Source organism: Acinetobacter pollinis, from assembly GCF_015627175.1.
GTDB lineage: Bacteria > Pseudomonadota > Gammaproteobacteria > Pseudomonadales > Moraxellaceae > Acinetobacter > Acinetobacter pollinis.
This window is the reverse complement of the sequence record NZ_VTDQ01000002.1, coordinates 43029-63290: the sequence shown is the minus strand read 5'-3', so window position 1 is coordinate 63290 and position 20262 is coordinate 43029. Positions and strand designations below refer to the sequence as shown.

Sequence of the window (20262 nt, the reverse complement as noted above, 5' to 3'; positions counted from 1 at the left end):
AACATTAAAGGTAGACTTGCATCTTATATAAAATTCTCTATACTTGTTCTCGTGATGGTGATCCTACTGGTTATCTCGCAATTGTACTCTGTGAACCCCGCCAGGACCGGAAGGTAGCAACGGTAGCAGATCTATGATGTGCCGAGTTTTTGCTAGTAGGGTTGCCTCCATTTTTTTATGGAATATAATCATCTTCTTTTATATCAATTACTTTAAAAATAATATCTAGATCGTAGCCACGGTACTGTAGAAATCGAATTTGTTTAGCTCTTTTTTTTGCATCTTTCTCAATATCTGTACCAAATTTTCTGACCTTTAACTGATATGCCTCTGCTGTCCAGTCAATCTCTTGTAACTGCTCTTCAATATAAGAACTATTTACAGACTTTTGAAGAAGTTTTTGCTTAATTCTTTGAGGCCCTTTACCTTGAAATCTTTGGCTTCTTAGAGTTTGTTCAGCTACTCTTTGGTCACTTTGATAACCATATTCAGTGAGTTGTTCAACAACTTCGTTTACCTCATCAGGATCAATCGCGTATTGTAATAGCTTTTCTATTAGTTCAGATTTTGAATACTCTTTACGACAGAGTAAAGCGTAGGCATATGATTTTAGACGACTGCCTGTTAATGTTTTTTCCGAATTTTTTTTACGATATAGCATGATAAATATGTTTTAAACATGCCCCTTGCTTAAATCTATAAGCAAGGGGGAGGACTAAATTAAAGGTCTACATCATTATCAGCTGAAGATGATTTTTCTTCTACAGGCTGTGCTGTTGTAAGTAGTTGAGAACGGATTAGTTTTTCAACTTCCTCTACAATTGCTTGATTTTCCTCTAAGTAGCGTATGACATTATTCTTACCTTGGCCAATTTTACTACCTTGATATGAATACCATGCACCAGCTTTTTGAATAATATCTTGCTGTACTGCTAGGTCAATCACTTCGCCTAAATGGTTAACCCCTTTACCATAAAGGATTTGAAATAATGCTTCTCTAAATGGAGGAGCCATTTTGTTCTTGACAACCTTAATTTTTGTCTCAGAACCAATGATTTCATCACCTTCTTTGACTTGACCTGCGCGACGAATATCTAATCGAACAGAAGCATAGAATTTCAGTGCGTTACCACCTGTAGTGGTTTCAGGGCTACCAAACATAACACCAATTTTCATACGAATTTGGTTAATGAAAATAACCATACAATTCGAACGTTTTGCATTACCTGTAATTTTACGTAATGCTTGGCTCATGAGTCGTGCTTGTAGACCCATATGAGAGTCACCCATTTCGCCTTCAATTTCTGCTCTTGGTGTTAAAGCGGCAACAGAGTCGACAACGATCAAATCTACAGCGCCTGAGCGCACGAGCATATCTGCAATCTCTAATGCTTGCTCACCATGATCGGGTTGAGATACGAGTAGGTTATCGATATCTACACCAAGTTTACGTGCATACTGTGGATCAAGTGCATGTTCAGCATCGATAAATGCACATGTGCCGCCAGCTTTCTGACATTCTGCAATCGCCTGAAGTGTCATCGTAGTTTTACCAGATGATTCAGGACCATAAATTTCAACAATACGTCCTTTAGGTAAACCTCCAATACCAAGCGCAATATCCAGTTGCAATGAGCCTGTCGAGATTGCTTCAACAGCTTGTACAGTATTATCACCTAAACGCATTACTGTATTTTTACCAAATTGTTTTTCAATTTGGCCTAAAGCAACGTTCAGTGCCTTACTTTTATTCTCATCCATCTTACAACCTCTAAATAAGATTCACCATGAAGTGGCATGTGGGATCTCCACATTGCTTTCACATTTACTGTATTATACTGACAGATTTTAAGGCTTTTCACTAGATGAAGTAATGAATTGGACGACATAGTGTGTCGCTCTAGTAACTATCTGTATGATAGCTCCAGTCTTCAAATTGCTCAGTATTATGTTCTTTAAATTTATTGATTTGCCTACGATCTTTCTTACTAGGTTTGTGTTCTGGTTTTGCCAAGTTATCGAGTTTACGCTGTGAAGCAAGCAATTCTCTACGTGAAATACTGGTCGGTGTTTCTTCATATAGTTGTTGAGCAATACTGGCAGGGCCTCTGGTAGATGATAAGCCAGTAATGACGACTGTTTTTTTATCTTTTCCCTGTTGAATGGTAAGTTCCATTCCAATTCTAATTTCTTTAGAAACTTTGACGCGCTCAGATGCATGATGAACTTTTCCACCTTCAATAGCAGCTTTTGCAATTGAACGTGTTTTAAAGAAACGAGCAGCCCATAGCCATTTATCAACACGCATTTGCTCTGTGGTTACTACGGAAACTTCTTTTTTACTCATATACTTCCTTGGATAGAAATCGGTTACCGGCTGGCTAAAGTGGTATTCTTCCATTTTAGAATAACAAAAAAAATAAAATATATGGAATTTATACTTGAATACACGTTATAAACGGTTTATTAAATTTTGAAAATGGATTTTAAGGTCTATGTTTGTTGCTACTGATTCACCAAAACAAGAAGAAATTTTATCTGTGGTTAAAATACTAGGAGAAGCAGGAGACTTAATAGCTAAATTCTATACTCAATACTGTAATAATGAGGATATAGAAATAAATATTAAAGAGGACGATTCGCCTGTAACAGCAGCAGATTTTATCTCGCATCAGCATATTATGCAGGCTTTAAATGGACTGACACCTAATATTCCTGTTCTTTCAGAAGAAGGTGATTATCATTTAAGAAGTGAGTGGGATGAATTTTGGTTATTGGATCCTTTAGATGGTACAAAGGAATTCTTGTCTAAAAGAGATGAGTTTACTATTAATTTAAGTCGTGTTGTGGCTGGCAAAACAGTATTCTCAGCAATTATTGCACCGGTTTTCCGTACAATTTATATTGCTTCACCACAAAATAAAGTTTTGAAATATGATTATGATACCCAACAATGGTTAATGTTTTTTAAACCTGATGAGATCAGTGAAAGTATTGTTAAAGTCGCAGTGAGTCAAGGAAAGAAAAAGAATATTAATTCACGTGTTGGCAAATATCAAAGGTATTTTGATGAAATAGCTCAGCATATTCCAGTTGAAATTGTTCAATGTGGTAGTGCATATAAATTTTGCTTGATGATTGAAGGAAAAATAGATATTTATCCTAGATTTCATCCTACGTTTGAGTGGGACACTAGTGCAGGTCAATACTTGTTAGAATCAATCGGTGGTGGATTATTTACGATAGATCAACGTCCTTTTACTTATAATCAGCGTGATCGACTTTTAAATGCTGAGTTTATTGCCTTACGAAGTTTAAGCTATAAACAAATGGCTTTTGCTGCGTTATAGGGTACAAAAAAAGCCCCAAGGTAGGGGCTTTTTCATTGATGCAACTTAGTTAGCAGCTAAAGCTTTAACTTGTGCATTTAAGCGGCTCTTATGACGAGCTGCTTTATTTTTGTGGATAATGCCTTTGTCAGCCATACGGTCGATTACAGGAACTGCTTTTTTATAAGCATCTGTAGCAACAGCGTGGTCACCAGCAGCAATAGCACTTAAAGTACGTTTGATGTACGTACGAACCATAGAACGTAAGCTTGCGTTGTGTTTGCGCGCTTTAAGGTTTTGACGCGCACGTTTTTTAGCCTGAGCAGAGTTTGCCACTCTTGCACTCCTTGAATTAGATTGGTCTGGGCGGGCTGCATAATACGGAATAAAATTCTATATTGTTTAACCAGCCCGTAAACAAGTGCGATATTGTGATGAAACATCGCAATGAAGTCAACCCTTAGTAAGGGGTTGCTAAGTTTTTAGAGGATGAGAGAATTATAAAATACTCGTCTAAAAAAACAACGCTATATTGTAATTATTTATAGAAATTCCTGTTAGATGATTAATTTTTAGTATGAAACGATCAAATAGGTCGTATAAAAGGTTGAACAAGCTTCATTCGCAGATCATATGTAAGTGAATAATTACCAAAAAATGTAAATTTAAGACGAATGAGAAAAACTATAGTAAGATAAAAGCTGATGAAATACAGATTAAATCTTGATTCCATGTCTATTTTTAAAACAGAAATTGCACAACTAAATTTAAATCAATTTAAACAATATGAAAAGCGTTGGCTGGGTGGGCTACTGGGTTCGTCAAGTGCGTTACTATTTAAGGAAATCGTTGCAGATCAGCCTAGCCAATTGTTTGTTGTGATTGCAAAGAATAATCAGCATCTTGCACAGCTAGAAAGTGAGCTTGCATTTTATGGACAGAAGGCGATTACATTCCCAGATTGGGAAATTTTACCCTATGATCGTTTGTCGCCTCATCAAGACATTATTTCTGAGCGTTTAGCAATTTTATCAAACATGCCATCAAATGGTATTTTGTTAATGACGGCAGCAACTTTTGTACAGCGTATAGCACCGCCATCTTGGGTTCTTGGCGAACATTTCGATATACAAGTTGGTCAAACACTCGATTTAGAGCAACAAAAAAGGGTATTAATTCAGGCTGGATATCATCTTGTAGATACTGTTTATGATCATGGAGAGTTCGCTGTCCGTGGCAGTATTATGGACATTTACGCATCTGGACAAACTGCACCTATTCGAATTGATTTATTTGATAATGAGGTCGAGACACTTAAATTTTTCGATCCTGAAACTCAACGTACAACGCAGGAGTTAGAGAAATTCCAAATTTTGCCTGCAAAAGAGTTTCCGTTAAAAGATGCACGCTCTATTTTTAGAGATCGTTATGCAGAAGAGTTTCCAAGAGCAAATCCCAAGAAAAACCCAATTTATAAAGATGTTTTAGAAGGTATAGTATCTTCAGGTATAGAGTTTTATTTACCCTTGTTTTTTGATAAGAAGGTAATGAATGAACAAGGGTATATTTCATCGTACTTACCAAGTAATGCTATTGTCATTACAAATAACTCAATTGATCAGGAATTAGGGCAGTTTTGGACAGACGTATATCGTCGTTATGAAGATCGTCGCCATGATATTGATCAGCCAATATTGCCACCCGAAGATTTATTTTTGCAACCCATTCAGGCGTTAGAAAAATTAAATCAATTCCGTCGAGTGTTTACTTCAGAAACATCATATCCTGTAAAAGCTGGTGTTATTAATTTTCAAACCAGTGAGCCTAGAAAACTTCCTGTAGACATTAAACAATCTGAGCCATTCTCTGCTTTGCAGCAATTTATTAATACAACGTCATCTCGAGTACTTTTAGTTGCTGAAAGTGCAGGTCGTCGTGAATCGTTAAAAGATGCATTAAAATATGCATTTGGGTTAATAAAAAGTGTTTCCTCGTTTGCCGATTTTCTCAAAGATAATTCAAAAATATCAATTACACATGCGCCTTTAGATAGAGGTCTGGAATTAGAAAATAATCTCGTGGTTATTTCTGAGAATCAACTTTATGAACATCGTATTGTTCAGCAACGTCGTAAAAGACAGCAAGAAGTTTCTGAAGAATTTCTCGTAAAGAGTCTGACAGAGCTGACAATAGGTTCTCCGATTGTTCATATGGATCATGGTGTGGGACGTTATGCGGGATTAATTTCTTTAGAAATAGATGGTCAGGAGCATGAATTTCTACAACTTAATTATGCCGGTGAAGCAAAAGTTTATGTACCTGTTTCAAACTTACATTTAATTAGCCGTTATAGTAGTGGTGATCCAGATTTAGCACCACTTCATAAGTTAGGAACAGATAGCTGGAGTAAAGCTAAAAGAAAAGCGCTAGAACAAATACATGATGTGGCAGCAGAACTGCTACATGTTCAAGCCAGAAGACAGGCAAAGCCAAGTTTTGCATTTACGTTAGATGAAGCTTTATATCGACAATTTGCCAATGGATTTGCATATGAAGAAACCTTAGATCAGGCAAATGCAATTGAGGCAACACTGCATGATATGCAACAGGCAAAACCTATGGATCGTCTTGTCTGTGGTGATGTTGGTTTTGGTAAAACAGAAGTTGCTATGAGAGGGGCATTTGTTGCCGTTCAAAACAACAAGCAAGTAGCTGTTCTGGTACCTACAACATTGCTCGCGCAACAGCATTTCGAATCTTTTAAAGATAGATTTGCAGACTGGCCGATTCGCATAGAAGTACTTTCACGATTTGGTTCCAATAAAACACACCAAAAAGTAATTGAGGACTTGGCTGAAGGTAAGGTTGATATTGTTATCGGTACCCATAAGATTCTACAAGAAAGTGTGAAGTTTAAAGATCTTGGTTTAATGATTGTAGATGAAGAGCATCGATTTGGTGTGCGTGATAAGGAACGGATAAAAGCAATGCGTGCGGATGTAGATATGCTGACGCTAACCGCTACCCCCATCCCTCGTACACTCAATATGTCTTTTAGTGGTATGCGTGACTTATCTATTATTGCAACACCTCCTGCAAGGCGTTTGGCTGTAAAAACGTTTGTTCAAGAAGAAACGGATGCCACAATTAAGGAAGCAGTATTACGTGAACTACTACGCGGTGGGCAGGTTTATTTCTTACATAATGAAGTAGATACCATAGAAAGAACGGCTGAGAATTTGCGTAATCTTATTCCTGAAGCACGTGTTGCAGTTGCACATGGACAAATGAGAGAGCGTGAGTTAGAACATGTCATGCAGCAGTTTTATCATAAGTCGTATAATGTTTTGGTGTGTTCGACTATCGTTGAAACGGGTATTGATGTGCCTAACGCAAATACAATTATTATTGAACGTGCAGATAAGTTAGGTTTAGCACAATTGCATCAGCTACGAGGACGAGTAGGACGTTCACATCATCAAGCATATGCTTATTTACTTGTACCTTCAATTAAAGGGCTTAAAGGTGATGCAGAGAAACGTTTAGACGCAATACAACGTGCAACGAATTTAGGTGCAGGGTTTATGCTTGCGACTGAAGATTTAGAAATTCGTGGTGCAGGTGAACTGTTGGGTGAAAAACAGAGTGGCTCGATGCAAGCAATTGGCTATAGCTTGTATATGGAGATGCTTGAAAAGGCAACGAAAGCAATCCAAAAAGGTCGCACTCCAAACTTTGATGCACCTTTAAATTTAACTGCTGAAATTAATTTACATATGCCAGCGCTTATTCCGGACAGTTATTTGGGTGATGTACATCAACGTCTCTTATTTTATAAACGTATTAGTAATACAGACACGATGGAAAAACTCAACAATATCCGAATGGAATTAATTGATCGTTTTGGGTTGTTGCCTGAAACTGTAAAACAACTGTTTAGTGTTCATGAAATACGGTTACAAGCAGAGGAGTTGGGCGTTACAAAAATTGATATGAGTGCTTATGGTGGTTATCTTGAGTTTTCTCAAGATACCCCAGTTCAAGCAATAACAATCATTCAAATGATTCAAAAACAACCAACGGAATTTCGTATGGATGGTGGACAAAGAATTAAACTCATGGTGAATTTTGAGGAGTATGATAAGAGAATTCATTTTATTAAAGAAGTGTTTAAAAAACTGAGCATAAATCTTGCTCATTAAGAAGACCGATAGCATGCAAAATGGACTTTGCAACTCTTGAAATGTGTATACAAATGAAATTGGTTCATATTCATGAGAAATTCTATATGTTAAGATTAACCTACTTTTATTTTGATAATTTATAAAGATATGTTTAGTCTGCATCCACAGTTAGCCAAAGATACTTTCTTTGTAGGCGACTTTCCTTTGTCAACATGTCGTTTAATGAACGACATGCGATTTCCTTGGTTAATCTTGATACCGCGTGTACCAGGAATAACAGAGTTATATGAATTAAGCCAAGCAGATCAAGAACAATTTTTACGCGAATCAAGTTGGTTATCTAGTCAATTATCACGTGTTTTTCGTGCAGATAAAATGAATGTTGCAGCTTTAGGCAATGTTGTACCACAGCTTCATTTTCATCATGTTGTTCGCTATCAAAATGATACAGCGTGGCCAAAACCAGTATGGGGTACAGAAGCAGTACCTTACAATAATGAAGTATTGTCACATATGCGCCAAACACTGATGCTTGCTTTGCGTGGTCAGGGTGATATGCCATTTGACTGGCGTATGGATTAATGGTTTGAATATCAACGCTGTTTTGGGAGGGCAGCAATAACATGTCATTTGACCGTATTATAAATAACCGATTTGTTATTGAAAGCTTATACAGGTTGATGGCATATATATTGCTGTCTCTAGGCGTATTGCTTTACTATTTTGCTGTACCGTTACAATTTCAGCATCTTATTGTTTTTATTCTGTCATTAATTGTTTTTCCGCTGTCTTTAAAGTTATTTGTATATATTAAATCTGAATTTAGTGAGTTTTACGCACGGCAAGTTCTCTTTGCTCTAGATACTATTGTGGTTTCTGCTGCGCTGTCTGCAACACATTTTCCAATTGTCTTTACTGCTCTAATTTTAATCATGCTTTGGTGTGTGAAAAGTTTAACGAATATTGCTTTTTCGACGTATAGTTTTTCACTGATTCTAGCCCTCATTGTTGTTTATTTAAATGCTATTTTATTTTTCGGATTTGAAAATTATTTCGTTCTAGATAGTGTAAGGCTAACAGTTTATAGTCTACTTTGCTTTTTACTATATCTTGGATCTGGTGTTTATTTTAAGAAGAGACATGAAGACTATTTGGAAAAGACAAAAGATTACTATCAAGAGCAAATGAATAGATATGTACAGTTTTCTACTCAACTGAGTCGATACGCACCAAATCAGTTGTGGCAATCTATCATGAGTGGGCAGACTCAGGCAAAAATTAAGTATAAAAGAAAGAAAATGACGGTGTTCTTCTCAGATATTCAGGGCTTTACTGAATTATCTGAAACACTTATTCCAGACGATTTGGCCTTCGTTCTCAATGACTACTTGAGCCATATGACTGAAATTGCAAAAAAGTATGAGGCAACACTTGATAAGTTTATTGGTGATGGAATCTTAATCTTTTTCGGCGATCCGCATAGTAATGGGATAGAGCAGGATGCCAAGCGTTGTATTGAGATGGCAATTACAATGCGACAGCAAATGCATGTGCTACGTGAAAGATGGCTAAAAATGGGATTTCCAGAGTTACATGTACGTATGGGTGTAAGTACGGGATATTGCCACGTAGGGAACTACGGGTCAGATTATCGTATGTCTTATACTGTAATTGGTCACGATGTGAATTTGGCTGCAAGGTTACAAGCAGTTGCAGATATTGATGAAATTCTGATTGCTGGCGCTACCTATAAACTGATTAAGGATGAATTTATCTGTATTCCAAAACAGTCTATACAGCTAAAAGGGGTGCAAAATACAACTGAAACTTGGCAAGTTTTAGACAAATATACTGGAATGAAATCAGAAGCACAAAAGTGGTTTGATTATGAATACAAAGGCTTTCACTTATTATTAAACTTAGAAGAAGTGCAACATTATGAATATGATGATTTAGTGGCAATATTGGAAAAAGCAGTGATTCGTATTCAAGAGCAAAAGAGTATTACAACTGAAAATGGCGTTGCGCTACTTAGAGAAAAAGATGAATTAGATGATAACTAGCTTAAGAGCCCAAGTCTTAACTTGGGCTCTTATATTTCTAATGATTCTCAGAGGCATGGTTAATCGTATATTTAGGAATTTCAACTTCTAAGTCTTCATCCTCAATAACAACTTGGCATGAAAGTCTTGAGTCAGGTTCTAAACCCCAAGCACGATCTAATAAGTCTGCTTCTACATCGTTCATTTCGTCTAAATTGTCAAAACCACGACGAACAATGACGTGACAAGTGGTACAAGCACAGGACATATCACATGCATGCTCAATTTTTATTCCATTTTGCAGTAGACTCGCACATAAGTTACTACTTTTCTCAACTTCAAACTCTGCGCCTTCTGGGCAAAATTGGGCATGAGGAAGAACTTTAATACGTGGCATATGGTTACCTATTCAGAGCTTGAGTTTGACCAGTCATCGAGTTTTGTGCCTGATAAGGCTTTGTCGATATGACGATTCATTCGCATTGCAGCAAATTCATCACTATATGTTTTCAGACGTTTAATAGCACTTTCAATACTTTTAATGTCTGAACCTTTGAGGAGCTCGCTAAGTGTGTAGCGTGCTTCCTCTAAATGATCTTTTTGATTTTCATTCAGTAAATCTGCATCAACATGAAGCGCTTGTGTTAGAGCCTCAAGTTCACGTTGAGCTTCCACTTTTGTTTCTTGTAGATGTCTTAAGTTTTTATCCTCTTCTGCATGTTGAAAGCCTTCAACCAGTAGGCGTTCCATATCTGCATCAGATAGTCCATAAGAAGGTTTAATATCAATTTTAGCTTGTACACCAGAAGTTGTTTCTTGTGCTGAAACAGAAAGTAAGCCATCTGCATCGACCTGAAATGTAACTTCAATACGTGCTTGACCCGCAGTCATTGGCGGAATGCCATGTAAAACAAAGCGACCTAAAGATCTACAATGTTCTACGAGGTCACGTTCGCCTTGTACTACATGTATAAGCATCGCTGTTTGACCATCTTTGTATGTTGTAAACTCTTGTCTACGTGCAACAGGAATGGCTGTGTTGCGTGATACTAAGCGCTCTACTAAACCACCCATCGTTTCTAAGCCGAGAGATAGAGGAGTAACATCAAGTAATAATGAGCCGTCTTTACTATTGCCAACCAATTGATTTGCAGTAATGGCAGCGCCAATAGCGACAACTTCATCTGGATTAATAGTACATAACGGTTCTTGTTCAAATACGTTTGCAACAGCTTGTTGTACTGCATAGGAGCGAGTAGATCCACCTACCAAAACAACATTTTTGATATCATTTAAAGAGAGTTTTGCATCACGTAAAACTCGTTTACATACCTGAATTGTTCGATCTAATGCAATTTGAATGATATTCTCAAATGTTGGTCGATCTAGATAAATCTGTTGGTCTTCTAAAGAGATTTGAACGCTTTGCTCGTTAGAAAGTTGCTCTTTTGCCAATTTAGCAGCGAGAATAAAATGAGCATATTGTTCAACGCTAAGACTTTCAAGATTAAGTTGTTGTTTTAACCATTTTACGATAAGCCGATCTAGATCATCACCGCCTAATGCTGTATGTCCGCCAGTTGCGAGTACTTCAAAAACACCTTGGCTAAAACGCAATACAGAAACATCGAATGTTCCACCACCTAGATCATAAATGACATAGTTTTGATCAATAGCTAAATTTGATGCTTGATCTAATCCGTATGCAACCGCAGCAGCAGTCGGTTCGTTAAGTAGCCTAAGTACGTTCAAACCTGCTAATTCTGCAGCATCTCGAGTTGCTTGACGTTGAGCTTCATCAAAGTAGGCCGGGACTGTAATTACAGCACCTTGTATATTATTTTCTAAGGTTTTCTCAGCTCTTTGTTTCAGTTGCTTGAGTAGATCTGCCGAAATTTCTACAGGTGTTTTTGCACCAGCAGTTGTTTGAAAAGATGGCATTTCTTGATCTGAACCTAAAAGTTCGTAAGGGTGTTGAAACTTAATGTCAGCTTTTGATCGACCCATAAATCTTTTAACTGAAACAATTGTGTTTTTAGGATCAGTTAATAAGAAGGATTTGGCTTCATCACCATAGTGATGTACAGCATTTGTATAGTGGACAATTGAAGGTAATAGCACACGATTTTGTTCATCCTGCAATACTTTGGCTTCACCTGAGCGGACGGCAGCAACCAAAGAGTGCGTTGTTCCTAGATCAATACCGATAGCAACACGGTGTTGATGCGGTTCGGTTGACTGTCCTGGTTCTGCGATTTGCAAGAGTGCCATGTATATACAATCCTTAAATTAAAGTGTGTAATGGTGAATATTAGAAATCGTCTTGATCGAATTGATCATCAAATAACTTTTCTTCGGCTTTATCGACGTCATTAAGGACACGTTGAAAGAACTGCAATTTTCTAACGTAATCTTTTGCATTATCCCAGTCAGAATGTTCATAGCTATTTTGAAAATCGACTGTGAGACTTTCGATAGCTTGGATTACTTGATTTTTGACAGAAGTTAATTGTGACTCTGTAGTTGCATTTTCTAAGTCTTCACGTACTTCTAATGCGTCTTGTAGGAAAAATAAATCGTGAATAGATTGGTCAAGACCTTCATCTTGATTTTTAAGTGAGAGTAAATAAGCTGCTCGACTATCTACATGAGAAAGTATTTTATACGCATGGTTTATTTCACTCGACTGTATTAGTGCTTGTTCTTTATTTTCTGCACGATCAGGGTGATATTTTTGCTGTAGTTTTAATGTTGTAGACTTTAACTCATCCAAATCAATAGAGAGTGTGACTGGTAAGTTAAATAATTCAAAGTAGTTCATGGCAATTATTCTATGATGAAAAAATCAATAAAACAGTATAATTATACAGTTTTATTGATTTAAAAGTATGAGTAGAAAAAGTGATAGTTGACTGCGTTAAACAGTAAAAGATTCACCACAGCCACATTCACCTTTTTGGTTTGGATTTCTGAACTCAAAACCTTCATTGAGTCCATTTTTTGCATAATCCATTTCCAAACCATCTAGATATACTAAACTTTTAGGATCTACAAAAACTCTTACACCATGTTGCTCAAAAACTTGGTCATGTGTTTCAACATCATCTACGAATTCGAGCACGTAAGCCAAGCCTGAGCATCCCGAAGTTTTCACACCAATACGAATGCCTTCGCCCTTACCGCGATTCTGTAAGAAGTTGCGGATATGAGTTGCTGCACTTTCAGTTAAATGAATCATGAAAACTCCGTATGTGTTTTAGACGTTTGATTTTTTAGTACGATAATCTTCAATCGCAGCTTTAATTGCATCTTCTGCAAGTACAGAACAGTGTACTTTTACAGGAGGTAAAGCAAGTTCATTTGCAATATCAATATTTTTAATTGCTTGTGCTTGATCTAGTGTTTTTCCTTTAAGCCATTCTGTCACTAAAGAACTAGATGCAATTGCAGAACCGCAACCATATGTTTTAAAACGTGCTTCTTCAATAATTCCGTTATCATCTACTTGAATTTGTAGACGCATAACGTCACCACATGCAGGAGCACCAACCATACCTGTACCGACGTTATTTGCATTTTTGTCTAAAACGCCAACGTTACGAGGATTTTCGTAATGATCGATTACTTTTTCGCTATATGCCATGAGACTTCTCCAAACCTGGGACTCGCCTGAGTTCTATATTAAAATGTGGGGTTAATTAATGTTCAGCCCATTCAACTGTTGAAAGATCAACTCCATCTTTGTACATATCCCAAAGAGGAGAAAGTTCACGAAGCTTTTCTACAGCAGCTTTTGTTACTGTAATTACATAGTCTATATCTTCTTCAGTAGTATATTTACCAAAACTGAAGCGAATAGAGCTGTGTGCAAGCTCATCTGATAGACCTAGTGCTCTAAGTACATATGATGGCTCAAGTGTTGCAGAAGTACATGCAGAACCACTTGATACAGCAATATCTTTTAAAGACATCATAAGTGATTCACCTTCTACAAAGTTGAAACTTACATTTAAGTAGTTAGCAACGTTGTAGGTAGGATGACCATTTAGAAAAACTTGCTCTAAATCTTGTAAACCATTCCAAAGCTTATCGCGTAGTCCACGTAAGCGTTTTTGTTCAGCTTCTAGATTTTTACCAGCTAACTCAAATGCTTCGCCCATACCAACAATTTGATGCGTTGCTAGTGTACCTGAACGCATACCTCTTTCATGACCACCACCATGCATTTGTGCTTTTAAACGTACTCTCGGTTTACGGCGTACGTAAAGAGCCCCTATACCTTTTGGACCATAAATTTTATGTGCAGAAAAGCTCATAAGATCCACATGCATTTGGCTAAGATCAATTTCTACTTTACCTGCTGCTTGGGCAGCATCTACATGGAAAAAGATCTTGTTTTTGCGAGTGATCTCACCAATAGCTGCTACGTCTGTAACAGTTCCAATTTCATTATTTACCATCATTAATGAAACTAAAATTGTATCTGGACGTATAGCTTCTTCAACCATTTCAGGGGTAATTAAACCTGTTTGAGGTTGTGGTTCAATATATGTAATTTCAAAGCCTTCGGATTCAAGTTCACGACAAGTATCTAAAATTGCTTTATGTTCAATTTTACTGGTAACAATATGTTTACCTTTTGAGCTGTAAAATTGTGCGATCCCTTTTAGTGCCAGATTGTCTGCTTCTGTCGCACCAGATGTCCATACAATTTCGCGTGGATCGGCTTTAACAAGGTTTGCTACTTGCTCGCGTGCGTATTCTGCTTTTTCTTCTGATTGCCATCCGTAAGCATGTGAACGTGATGCAGGGTTGCCAAACGTACCATCAAAAGTTAGGCATTCCATCATGCGTTCAGCAACTTGTGGGTCTACTGGCGTTGTTGCTGCATAATCAAGATAAATTGGACGTTTCATGTTAAATACCTGTAACCGATAATAGGGCTGAATCGCGATTCACTGAGTTTTGGCGCAGCGCCACTGTTTGTACATTTTTTTGAGAAATGAGGTCAGCAAGTGTGATTTTTGCTAAATAATCGGCAATATGGTGTGAGAGACCTTGCCATAAATCATGGGTTAGACACATAGCACCGTTCTGACAATTTCCTTTATGGTCACAACGTGTTGCATCTACTGTTTCATTTACGGCTTCGATAATTTCTAAAACTGTAATATCGTCTGCATCTTTTGCTAAGTGATAACCACCATTTGCACCGCGTACACTTGACACTAAGCCGTTGCGTTTTAGTTTTGCAAAGAGTTGTTCTAAATAAGCAACTGATATTGTTTGGCGTGTTGCAATCTCGGCAAGAGTGATCGTTTCTTTAGGCGACTGCAATGCCAAATCGAGGAGTGCAGTCACTGCGTAGCGACCGCGAGTTGTTAAGCGCATGATTCGATACACATGTTTAGATAAGATACATAAATTTTATGAATCCTGACTAAAATAGTCAAGTTTTTTAACGGGGAAAGAAAGTAACATTTCAATGATTTATTTAAATTGTATGAATTGTTAAATCCAATTGTATATTAAAACCCCACATAAGCCTATAATAATCATTAAAAAGATGAGTATTAATCGTTTTTGTTTTGCTTTTAATAAACGAATTTGATGCTTATATTGTTTTACTTCGATTTGTAAATTATCTATTTTTACACGTTGATAGTCTATTTTATCGAGCAGGTCACTCGTTCGTGTTTGTGAAGATGTCACATCACTTTTTAATTTAGAGAAAGACAGCCAGTTTTTCCAGTCACTCGCAATGCGAGGAATAGAAAGTTGTAAAAGTAAATCTCTCATTTGGTCTTTATGAGCAGTTTCACCATATAATTTAATGGCACGTACGCTTTTAGAGTTACCAAGTACCAATGTTTGGAAATAACCAAAGATGGTACTGCTCATTTCCAAATTTACATTTTTTTTAGGAGGAGTTGTATCAAATAAAATCCCTTTTTTCGTAAAATATACATAGAAATCTACATAGGGGATATAGCTATTTACTTTTAAAACAAATTCTTCTTCAATAAATGTTTGAGACTGTCTTTTTATTAAATCATCATTCTTAAAAATAAAACTGTAAAACGTCTCAAGAGTAATTAGAGTTAAATTGAGCAACAAATGAGGTTGTTTTTGCCCTTGTTGCGATGTACTCATTGTGAAATCCCTCAGTAACAATCACTCTTAAATAAATTTAATTAGTTTGGTTAACATGGTTATGTTTGTGATGTTATAAGTATAGTAAAGCCATCACCTGATCCACATGCACCATATCATCACAAAATAAATGAAATTACGCGCTATAGCAAGAAAATCAACTATTACGATAGATTGATGATGACTATTTATTCATATCTGAGTTTATTATAAAGTTTTCTTTTTGATTAATAATTAATCTAAAATATCATTGTTGCTCAATATTTAAAGAGTTTTTCGTTTTTTTGAATTGAAAATGAAAGAAAAGCAATTAATCAGTATTGCGTTTCCCCCCAAAGCATTGCTATAAATGCACTACGGTAAGATCTATAAACCCTTAAATCTTAAACAAACGAAATTAGAGGATGTAATCTTCATGAATAAATCAGAATTAATTGATGCAATTGCAGCAAAAGGGGGATTATCTAAGACTGATGCAGGTAAAGCATTGGATGCCACTATTGCGTCAATCACAGAAGCTCTAAAAGACGGTGATACTGTTACACTTGTTGGTTTTGGCACATTTAATGTAAAAGAGCGCGCAGCTCGCACTGGTCGTAATCCAAAAACTGGTGAAGAACTTCAAATTAAAGCGAGTAAAGTACCAAGCTTTAAAGCAGGTAAAGGCTTAAAAGACGCTGTTGCTTAATTGCTATAGAAGTAAAAGCGCGCCGTTTGGCGCGTTTTTTATTATTGGTGCTAAAAATATAAGCGAATACATTCATTCATTTATAGATTTCAGTTAGAATTGCACGAAAATAAAATATTGGAATATTTATGGACTCGTTTCGTAAACTTATTAAGGGTTGGTTAGGGAAGGTTCTTTTAGTACTTTTTCTTGCACCTGTCGCATTGGTTGGTATTGAAGGCTATTTTGGTGGTTCGAATAAGGCTGATGTTGCTAAAAAGGTCAATGGTCAAGAGATTACAAACAAGGATCTTGATGAGTTAATGAAGGCATATCGCCAGCAGTATTTACAATATGTTCAAGGAGATGAATCATTATTAAATACGCATGCGATTCATGAGGCTGCATTAAATACGCTCATTGCAAAAACACTGCTATTACAGCAGGCGAAAAAGCTAGATATTAATATGAGTGATGCACAATTTGTGCAAATGCTTTCTCAACTTCCAGATTTTCAAGTAAATGGAAAATTTAGTAATGAGTTGTTTGGTAATTACCTAAAAAACAGAGGTATTACTAAAGACATGCTAATTGCAAATTTAAGACAAGATCATGCGTTGAAAATGCTTTCTGGGACAATTTCTAACTATGCTTTAGTAAGTAATACGGATATTAATTATTTTGCAAATCTTCAAGCTGAGCAAAGAGATTTATATCTAGCAAGTATTAAACTAGACGATTATAAAAAGAATATAGTAGCAACAGATGCGGAAATCCAAAAGTACTATGAACAGCATTTAAATAGCTTTAGACGTAGTGCATCTGTAGATGTAGATTACGTGGTTGTAAAACCAACTATGTTTACGGCAGAAAACCAGCAGATTACTGACGCTGAATTACAGCATGCTTATACTCAATATGTTGATGCACAAAAAACGAATGCACCGAAGCATGTAAGTCATATTTTAGTGACGGAAGATAATCGTTCAGACGCAGATGCAAAAAAATTAATCAATGAAATTAGTGCTAAAATTAAATCTGGTTTATCTTTTGCTGCTGCAGCGAAAGAGTATTCTGAAGATCCAACTTCAAAATCTAGCGGTGGCCTATTAGCAGGTTATCAAGTGGGAACGTTAGGTTCTACAGAGTTTGATGATGCCGTCAAGTCAGCAAAAAATGGTGACATTTCACAGCCAATCAAAACTCAATTTGGTTATCATCTGATTGAAGTAAATACAGATGCACCACAAATTGCATCTTTTGAGAGTGAGAAAGAGCAATTAAAAGCCAACTTGCTAAAGTCAAAAGTTGACAATATTTATACTGATACAGTCAATAACTTAAATGATAGTGTTGTCGGTGCCGATGCACTAGATGTGATTACTCAGCAGGTAAAAGTTGCACATATAGAGACAGCAAAACATGTAAGCCTATGGACAAAAGATGTTTACCTAAGTAATCCTGCTGTTAAAGCAAAATTATTTAGTGATGATGTTAGAAACGGTGATAGAAATGTTTCTACAAGTATTGCTTTAAATAATGGTGAAACAATTTGGATTAAAGTTCGTAATTATTATCCAGAAGGTGTTCAACCATTAGCACAGGTTAAAGAAGAAGTTAAAGCAAAGCTGATTAACCAAAAAGCGTCAGATATTGCAAAACAAAAAATATCTGCTTCATTGCAACGTTTCTCAAACGAGACATCTAAAGACGCTTTAGCCAAATCGACTGATATTAAGTTTGAGAAGGCAGGCACCTTTACACGTCAAAATTTGAAAAAAGAAATTGCAGATGTTGCATTTACTTTACCTGTACCTAAACAAGACATGTGGTCTGTTGGCACGACAACATTACCAAATGAATTACTTGTTGTTGCGGTAGCACATGTTGAGAAAGATGCTGTAAAAAAATTAACACCTGAAAAGTTACAACAGGTTAAGCAAATTTATCAGCAAGCACGTGGTGAACAGGAAATGGCAGCGTATGTAGATTATTTAAAATCTAACGCTAAAATTAAATAATTAAAAAATGCCTCTTATGAGGCATTTTTTAATGTGAAAGGATTGATATGTCATTTAAAATGCGCTATTTTAATTTTAAGCAGTTTTAATTTAGACAGAATAGATATGTTATTTCAGCAACCTACTTTTACATACGTGTATTTTTGGTACTTTAGATAGTTGCCCTATACACATATGGGCAAAATAAGTAGGTTGCCCATCGAAAATTTAGAACCTGATTGGCAACCACCAATCAGGTTTTTTTATATCTGTTCATATTTCAGGATGTTACGATGATGAATTACTTTAATACATATTTTTTTGGTCAATATTGCTTTGTATTTAACTTTAAACGTTTACATCAGATACGATTGTTAAAAAGATAAATTTGAGCAGAATGCTCTAAAGGAAAGATCTATGAATACCTTAGTTTTACCTACTTCAACTGAACAAGAAACAACGCTCTTAAGTCCAGCCCAGTTAAAAGAAGATTTAACATTATCATCCGCATTACAACAACAAGTGATTAAACACAGAGAAATTGTAAGAAAAATACTTGCTGGTGAAGATCATCGATTATTACTGATTATTGGTCCTTGTTCGATTCATGATCCTAAAGCAGTGCTTGAGTATGCGCAAAGGTTAGTACAATTACAAAAACAAGTAGAACAAGATATCTTTATTGTGATGCGTGCATATATTGAAAAACCGAGAACAACAGTAGGTTGGAAAGGTTTTCTATATGATCCATCTTTAGACGGCCAATGCGATCTTGCGCAGGGAATACAACAATCTAGAGCATTATATATTCGTGTAATTGAAGCTGGTATTCCTTTAGCAAGCGAAATTCTTAATCCGATGGTTACAGGTTACTTCGATGATTTAATTACTTGGGGTGCTATTGGTGCAAGAACTTCTGAATCCCAGATTCACCGTGAAATAGCAAGTAGTTTACCTTTTGCTGTTGGTTTTAAGAATGGAACAGATGGTTCCGTACAAATTGCACTAGATGCAATACAGTCTGCATCTGCATCTCATGACTTCTTTGCACTAGGACAAATGGGTCAGCCTGTAATTAAACGTAGCCATGGCAATCTCTTTCCTCATATTATTTTAAGAGGTGCCAATACAGGCTCGAACTATGATGCAGAATCTATTGAACAAATTAAGAGTAAAATTGTGGGTGACTTACCAGTATTTGTTGTAGATTGTAGTCATGGTAATAGTGGTAAAAATCCATTAAAACAACCGGCAATACTTAAGCAAATTATTTCAGAACGTCATACGACTGGGGTAAAAGGTGTTATGGTGGAAAGTCATTTGGTTGATGGTGCGCAAAAAATAACACAAGATATAGTCTACGGTCAGTCAGTAACAGATGGCTGTTTAGGATGGGAGAAAACTGAGAGTATTGTGCTTGAAGTTGCACAGATGTTGGATAATTCTTAATAAGAGTAATATACAGGGCGTAAAAATCGCCCTGTAAAATGCTTTATGTTCTACAGACCAGCTTCATAAGCTTCACTATTAAGAAGTGAATCTATATCATTGATATTGTCTGGTTTAATTTTATAAATCCAACCTTTACCGTATGGATCATCATTAATAAAATCTGGGTCTTCATCTAATGCTTCGTTTACTTCTATAATTGTCCCAGAAATAGGCATATGAATATCCGATGCTGTTTTAACAGACTCTACTACACCTGCTTGAACGCCTGCATCTAAATGAGAACCAACTTCAGGCATTTCGATATAGACGAGATCACCTAGCGCATCTTGTGCATGATCGGTAATACCTGTAATAATGAAATCGGCGTCACGTTTTACCCATTCATGTGTTGTTACATATTTTAAGTCATTTGGATGGTTCATTGTTATTCCTAAC

20 protein-coding genes and 1 other RNA gene are annotated in these 20262 nt (G+C 36.4%); 8 read left to right on the top strand and 13 right to left on the bottom strand.

All coding sequences use genetic code 11. The features are described from left to right. Positions 1-64: 64 nt before the first annotated feature. Positions 65-161: signal recognition particle sRNA small type (ffs, locus tag I2F23_RS01215), an RNA gene on the top strand. A gap of 14 nt (positions 162-175) precedes the next feature. On the opposite strand, the gene I2F23_RS01210 is transcribed toward ffs, so the two are convergent. The 3 genes from I2F23_RS01210 to I2F23_RS01200 all read right to left on the bottom strand — a co-directional run bounded on the left by I2F23_RS01210 (position 176) and on the right by I2F23_RS01200 (position 2347). Continuing rightward, positions 176-661, bottom strand: a complete 486-nt coding sequence (locus I2F23_RS01210) for a regulatory protein RecX (protein WP_195770769.1) — start codon at positions 659-661, stop codon at positions 176-178. Between the two features lie 59 nt (positions 662-720). After that, positions 721-1761, bottom strand: coding sequence for a recombinase RecA (gene recA / locus I2F23_RS01205; RefSeq protein WP_195770768.1), 1041 nt, complete (start codon positions 1759-1761; stop codon positions 721-723). Positions 1762-1900: 139 nt separating this feature from the next. After that, positions 1901-2347 (bottom strand): RNA-binding S4 domain-containing protein, encoded by a 447-nt coding sequence (locus tag I2F23_RS01200; RefSeq protein WP_407647982.1) that lies wholly within the window; start codon positions 2345-2347, stop codon positions 1901-1903. A gap of 148 nt (positions 2348-2495) precedes the next feature. Here I2F23_RS01200 and I2F23_RS01195 point away from each other — a divergent pair, with 148 nt between their 5' ends. Beyond that, positions 2496-3350, top strand: coding sequence for a 3'(2'),5'-bisphosphate nucleotidase CysQ family protein (locus tag I2F23_RS01195; protein WP_195770767.1), 855 nt, complete (start codon positions 2496-2498; stop codon positions 3348-3350). 45 nt (positions 3351-3395) lie between these two features. Here I2F23_RS01195 and rpsT read toward each other — a convergent pair whose 3' ends face one another. Continuing rightward, positions 3396-3665, bottom strand: a complete 270-nt coding sequence (gene rpsT, locus I2F23_RS01190; RefSeq protein ID WP_195770766.1) for a 30S ribosomal protein S20 — start codon at positions 3663-3665, stop codon at positions 3396-3398. A gap of 401 nt (positions 3666-4066) precedes the next feature. On the opposite strand from rpsT, the gene mfd reads away from it, so the two are divergent. From mfd to I2F23_RS01175, 3 genes are all read left to right on the top strand, one after another. Further along, a complete protein-coding gene (gene mfd / locus I2F23_RS01185) occupies positions 4067-7531 on the top strand; it encodes a transcription-repair coupling factor (RefSeq protein WP_195770872.1) in 3465 nt (1154 codons plus the stop codon). A gap of 129 nt (positions 7532-7660) precedes the next feature. After that, positions 7661-8095, top strand: a complete 435-nt coding sequence (locus I2F23_RS01180) for an HIT domain-containing protein (RefSeq protein WP_195770765.1) — start codon at positions 7661-7663, stop codon at positions 8093-8095. A gap of 41 nt (positions 8096-8136) precedes the next feature. Beyond that, positions 8137-9576, top strand: coding sequence for an adenylate/guanylate cyclase domain-containing protein (locus I2F23_RS01175; RefSeq protein WP_195770764.1), 1440 nt, complete (start codon positions 8137-8139; stop codon positions 9574-9576). A gap of 37 nt (positions 9577-9613) precedes the next feature. Here the strand turns inward: I2F23_RS01175 and fdx are convergent, their stop codons facing one another. From fdx to I2F23_RS01135, 8 genes are all read right to left on the bottom strand, one after another. Next, positions 9614-9952 (bottom strand): ISC system 2Fe-2S type ferredoxin, encoded by a 339-nt coding sequence (gene fdx / locus I2F23_RS01170; RefSeq protein WP_195770763.1) that lies wholly within the window; start codon positions 9950-9952, stop codon positions 9614-9616. 8 nt (positions 9953-9960) lie between these two features. Further along, positions 9961-11826, bottom strand: coding sequence for a Fe-S protein assembly chaperone HscA (hscA, locus tag I2F23_RS01165; protein WP_195770762.1), 1866 nt, complete (start codon positions 11824-11826; stop codon positions 9961-9963). Between the two features lie 40 nt (positions 11827-11866). Next, on the bottom strand, positions 11867-12376 hold the full coding sequence (hscB, locus tag I2F23_RS01160) for a Fe-S protein assembly co-chaperone HscB (RefSeq protein ID WP_195770761.1): 510 nt from the start codon (positions 12374-12376) through the stop codon (positions 11867-11869). Between the two features lie 96 nt (positions 12377-12472). After that, positions 12473-12793 (bottom strand): iron-sulfur cluster assembly protein IscA, encoded by a 321-nt coding sequence (iscA, locus tag I2F23_RS01155; RefSeq protein WP_195770760.1) that lies wholly within the window; start codon positions 12791-12793, stop codon positions 12473-12475. An 18-nt stretch (positions 12794-12811) separates the two neighbouring features. Then, positions 12812-13198, bottom strand: coding sequence for a Fe-S cluster assembly scaffold IscU (gene iscU / locus I2F23_RS01150; RefSeq protein WP_195770759.1), 387 nt, complete (start codon positions 13196-13198; stop codon positions 12812-12814). A gap of 55 nt (positions 13199-13253) precedes the next feature. After that, on the bottom strand, positions 13254-14471 hold the full coding sequence (locus tag I2F23_RS01145; protein WP_195770758.1) for an IscS subfamily cysteine desulfurase: 1218 nt from the start codon (positions 14469-14471) through the stop codon (positions 13254-13256). A 1-nt stretch (position 14472) separates the two neighbouring features. Next, the gene (locus I2F23_RS01140) at positions 14473-14946 is read right to left on the bottom strand and encodes an Rrf2 family transcriptional regulator (protein WP_195770757.1); all 474 of its coding nucleotides are present in this window, start codon (positions 14944-14946) and stop codon (positions 14473-14475) included. Positions 14947-15066: 120 nt separating this feature from the next. After that, the gene (locus I2F23_RS01135) at positions 15067-15708 is read right to left on the bottom strand and encodes a hypothetical protein (RefSeq protein ID WP_195770756.1); all 642 of its coding nucleotides are present in this window, start codon (positions 15706-15708) and stop codon (positions 15067-15069) included. A gap of 415 nt (positions 15709-16123) precedes the next feature. On the opposite strand from I2F23_RS01135, the gene I2F23_RS01130 reads away from it, so the two are divergent. The 3 genes from I2F23_RS01130 to I2F23_RS01120 all read left to right on the top strand — a co-directional run bounded on the left by I2F23_RS01130 (position 16124) and on the right by I2F23_RS01120 (position 19824). Further along, positions 16124-16396, top strand: coding sequence for an HU family DNA-binding protein (locus tag I2F23_RS01130; protein ID WP_195770755.1), 273 nt, complete (start codon positions 16124-16126; stop codon positions 16394-16396). Between the two features lie 128 nt (positions 16397-16524). Then, the gene (locus I2F23_RS01125) at positions 16525-18396 is read left to right on the top strand and encodes a SurA N-terminal domain-containing protein (protein WP_195770754.1); all 1872 of its coding nucleotides are present in this window, start codon (positions 16525-16527) and stop codon (positions 18394-18396) included. 396 nt (positions 18397-18792) lie between these two features. Then, positions 18793-19824 carry a 3-deoxy-7-phosphoheptulonate synthase gene (locus I2F23_RS01120; protein WP_195770753.1) on the top strand — a complete coding sequence of 344 codons (1032 nt, stop codon included), beginning with the start codon at positions 18793-18795 and terminating at the stop codon, positions 19822-19824. 50 nt (positions 19825-19874) lie between these two features. On the opposite strand, the gene gcvH is transcribed toward I2F23_RS01120, so the two are convergent. Next, positions 19875-20249, bottom strand: coding sequence for a glycine cleavage system protein GcvH (gene gcvH, locus I2F23_RS01115; RefSeq protein WP_195770752.1), 375 nt, complete (start codon positions 20247-20249; stop codon positions 19875-19877). Positions 20250-20262 lie beyond the last annotated feature (13 nt).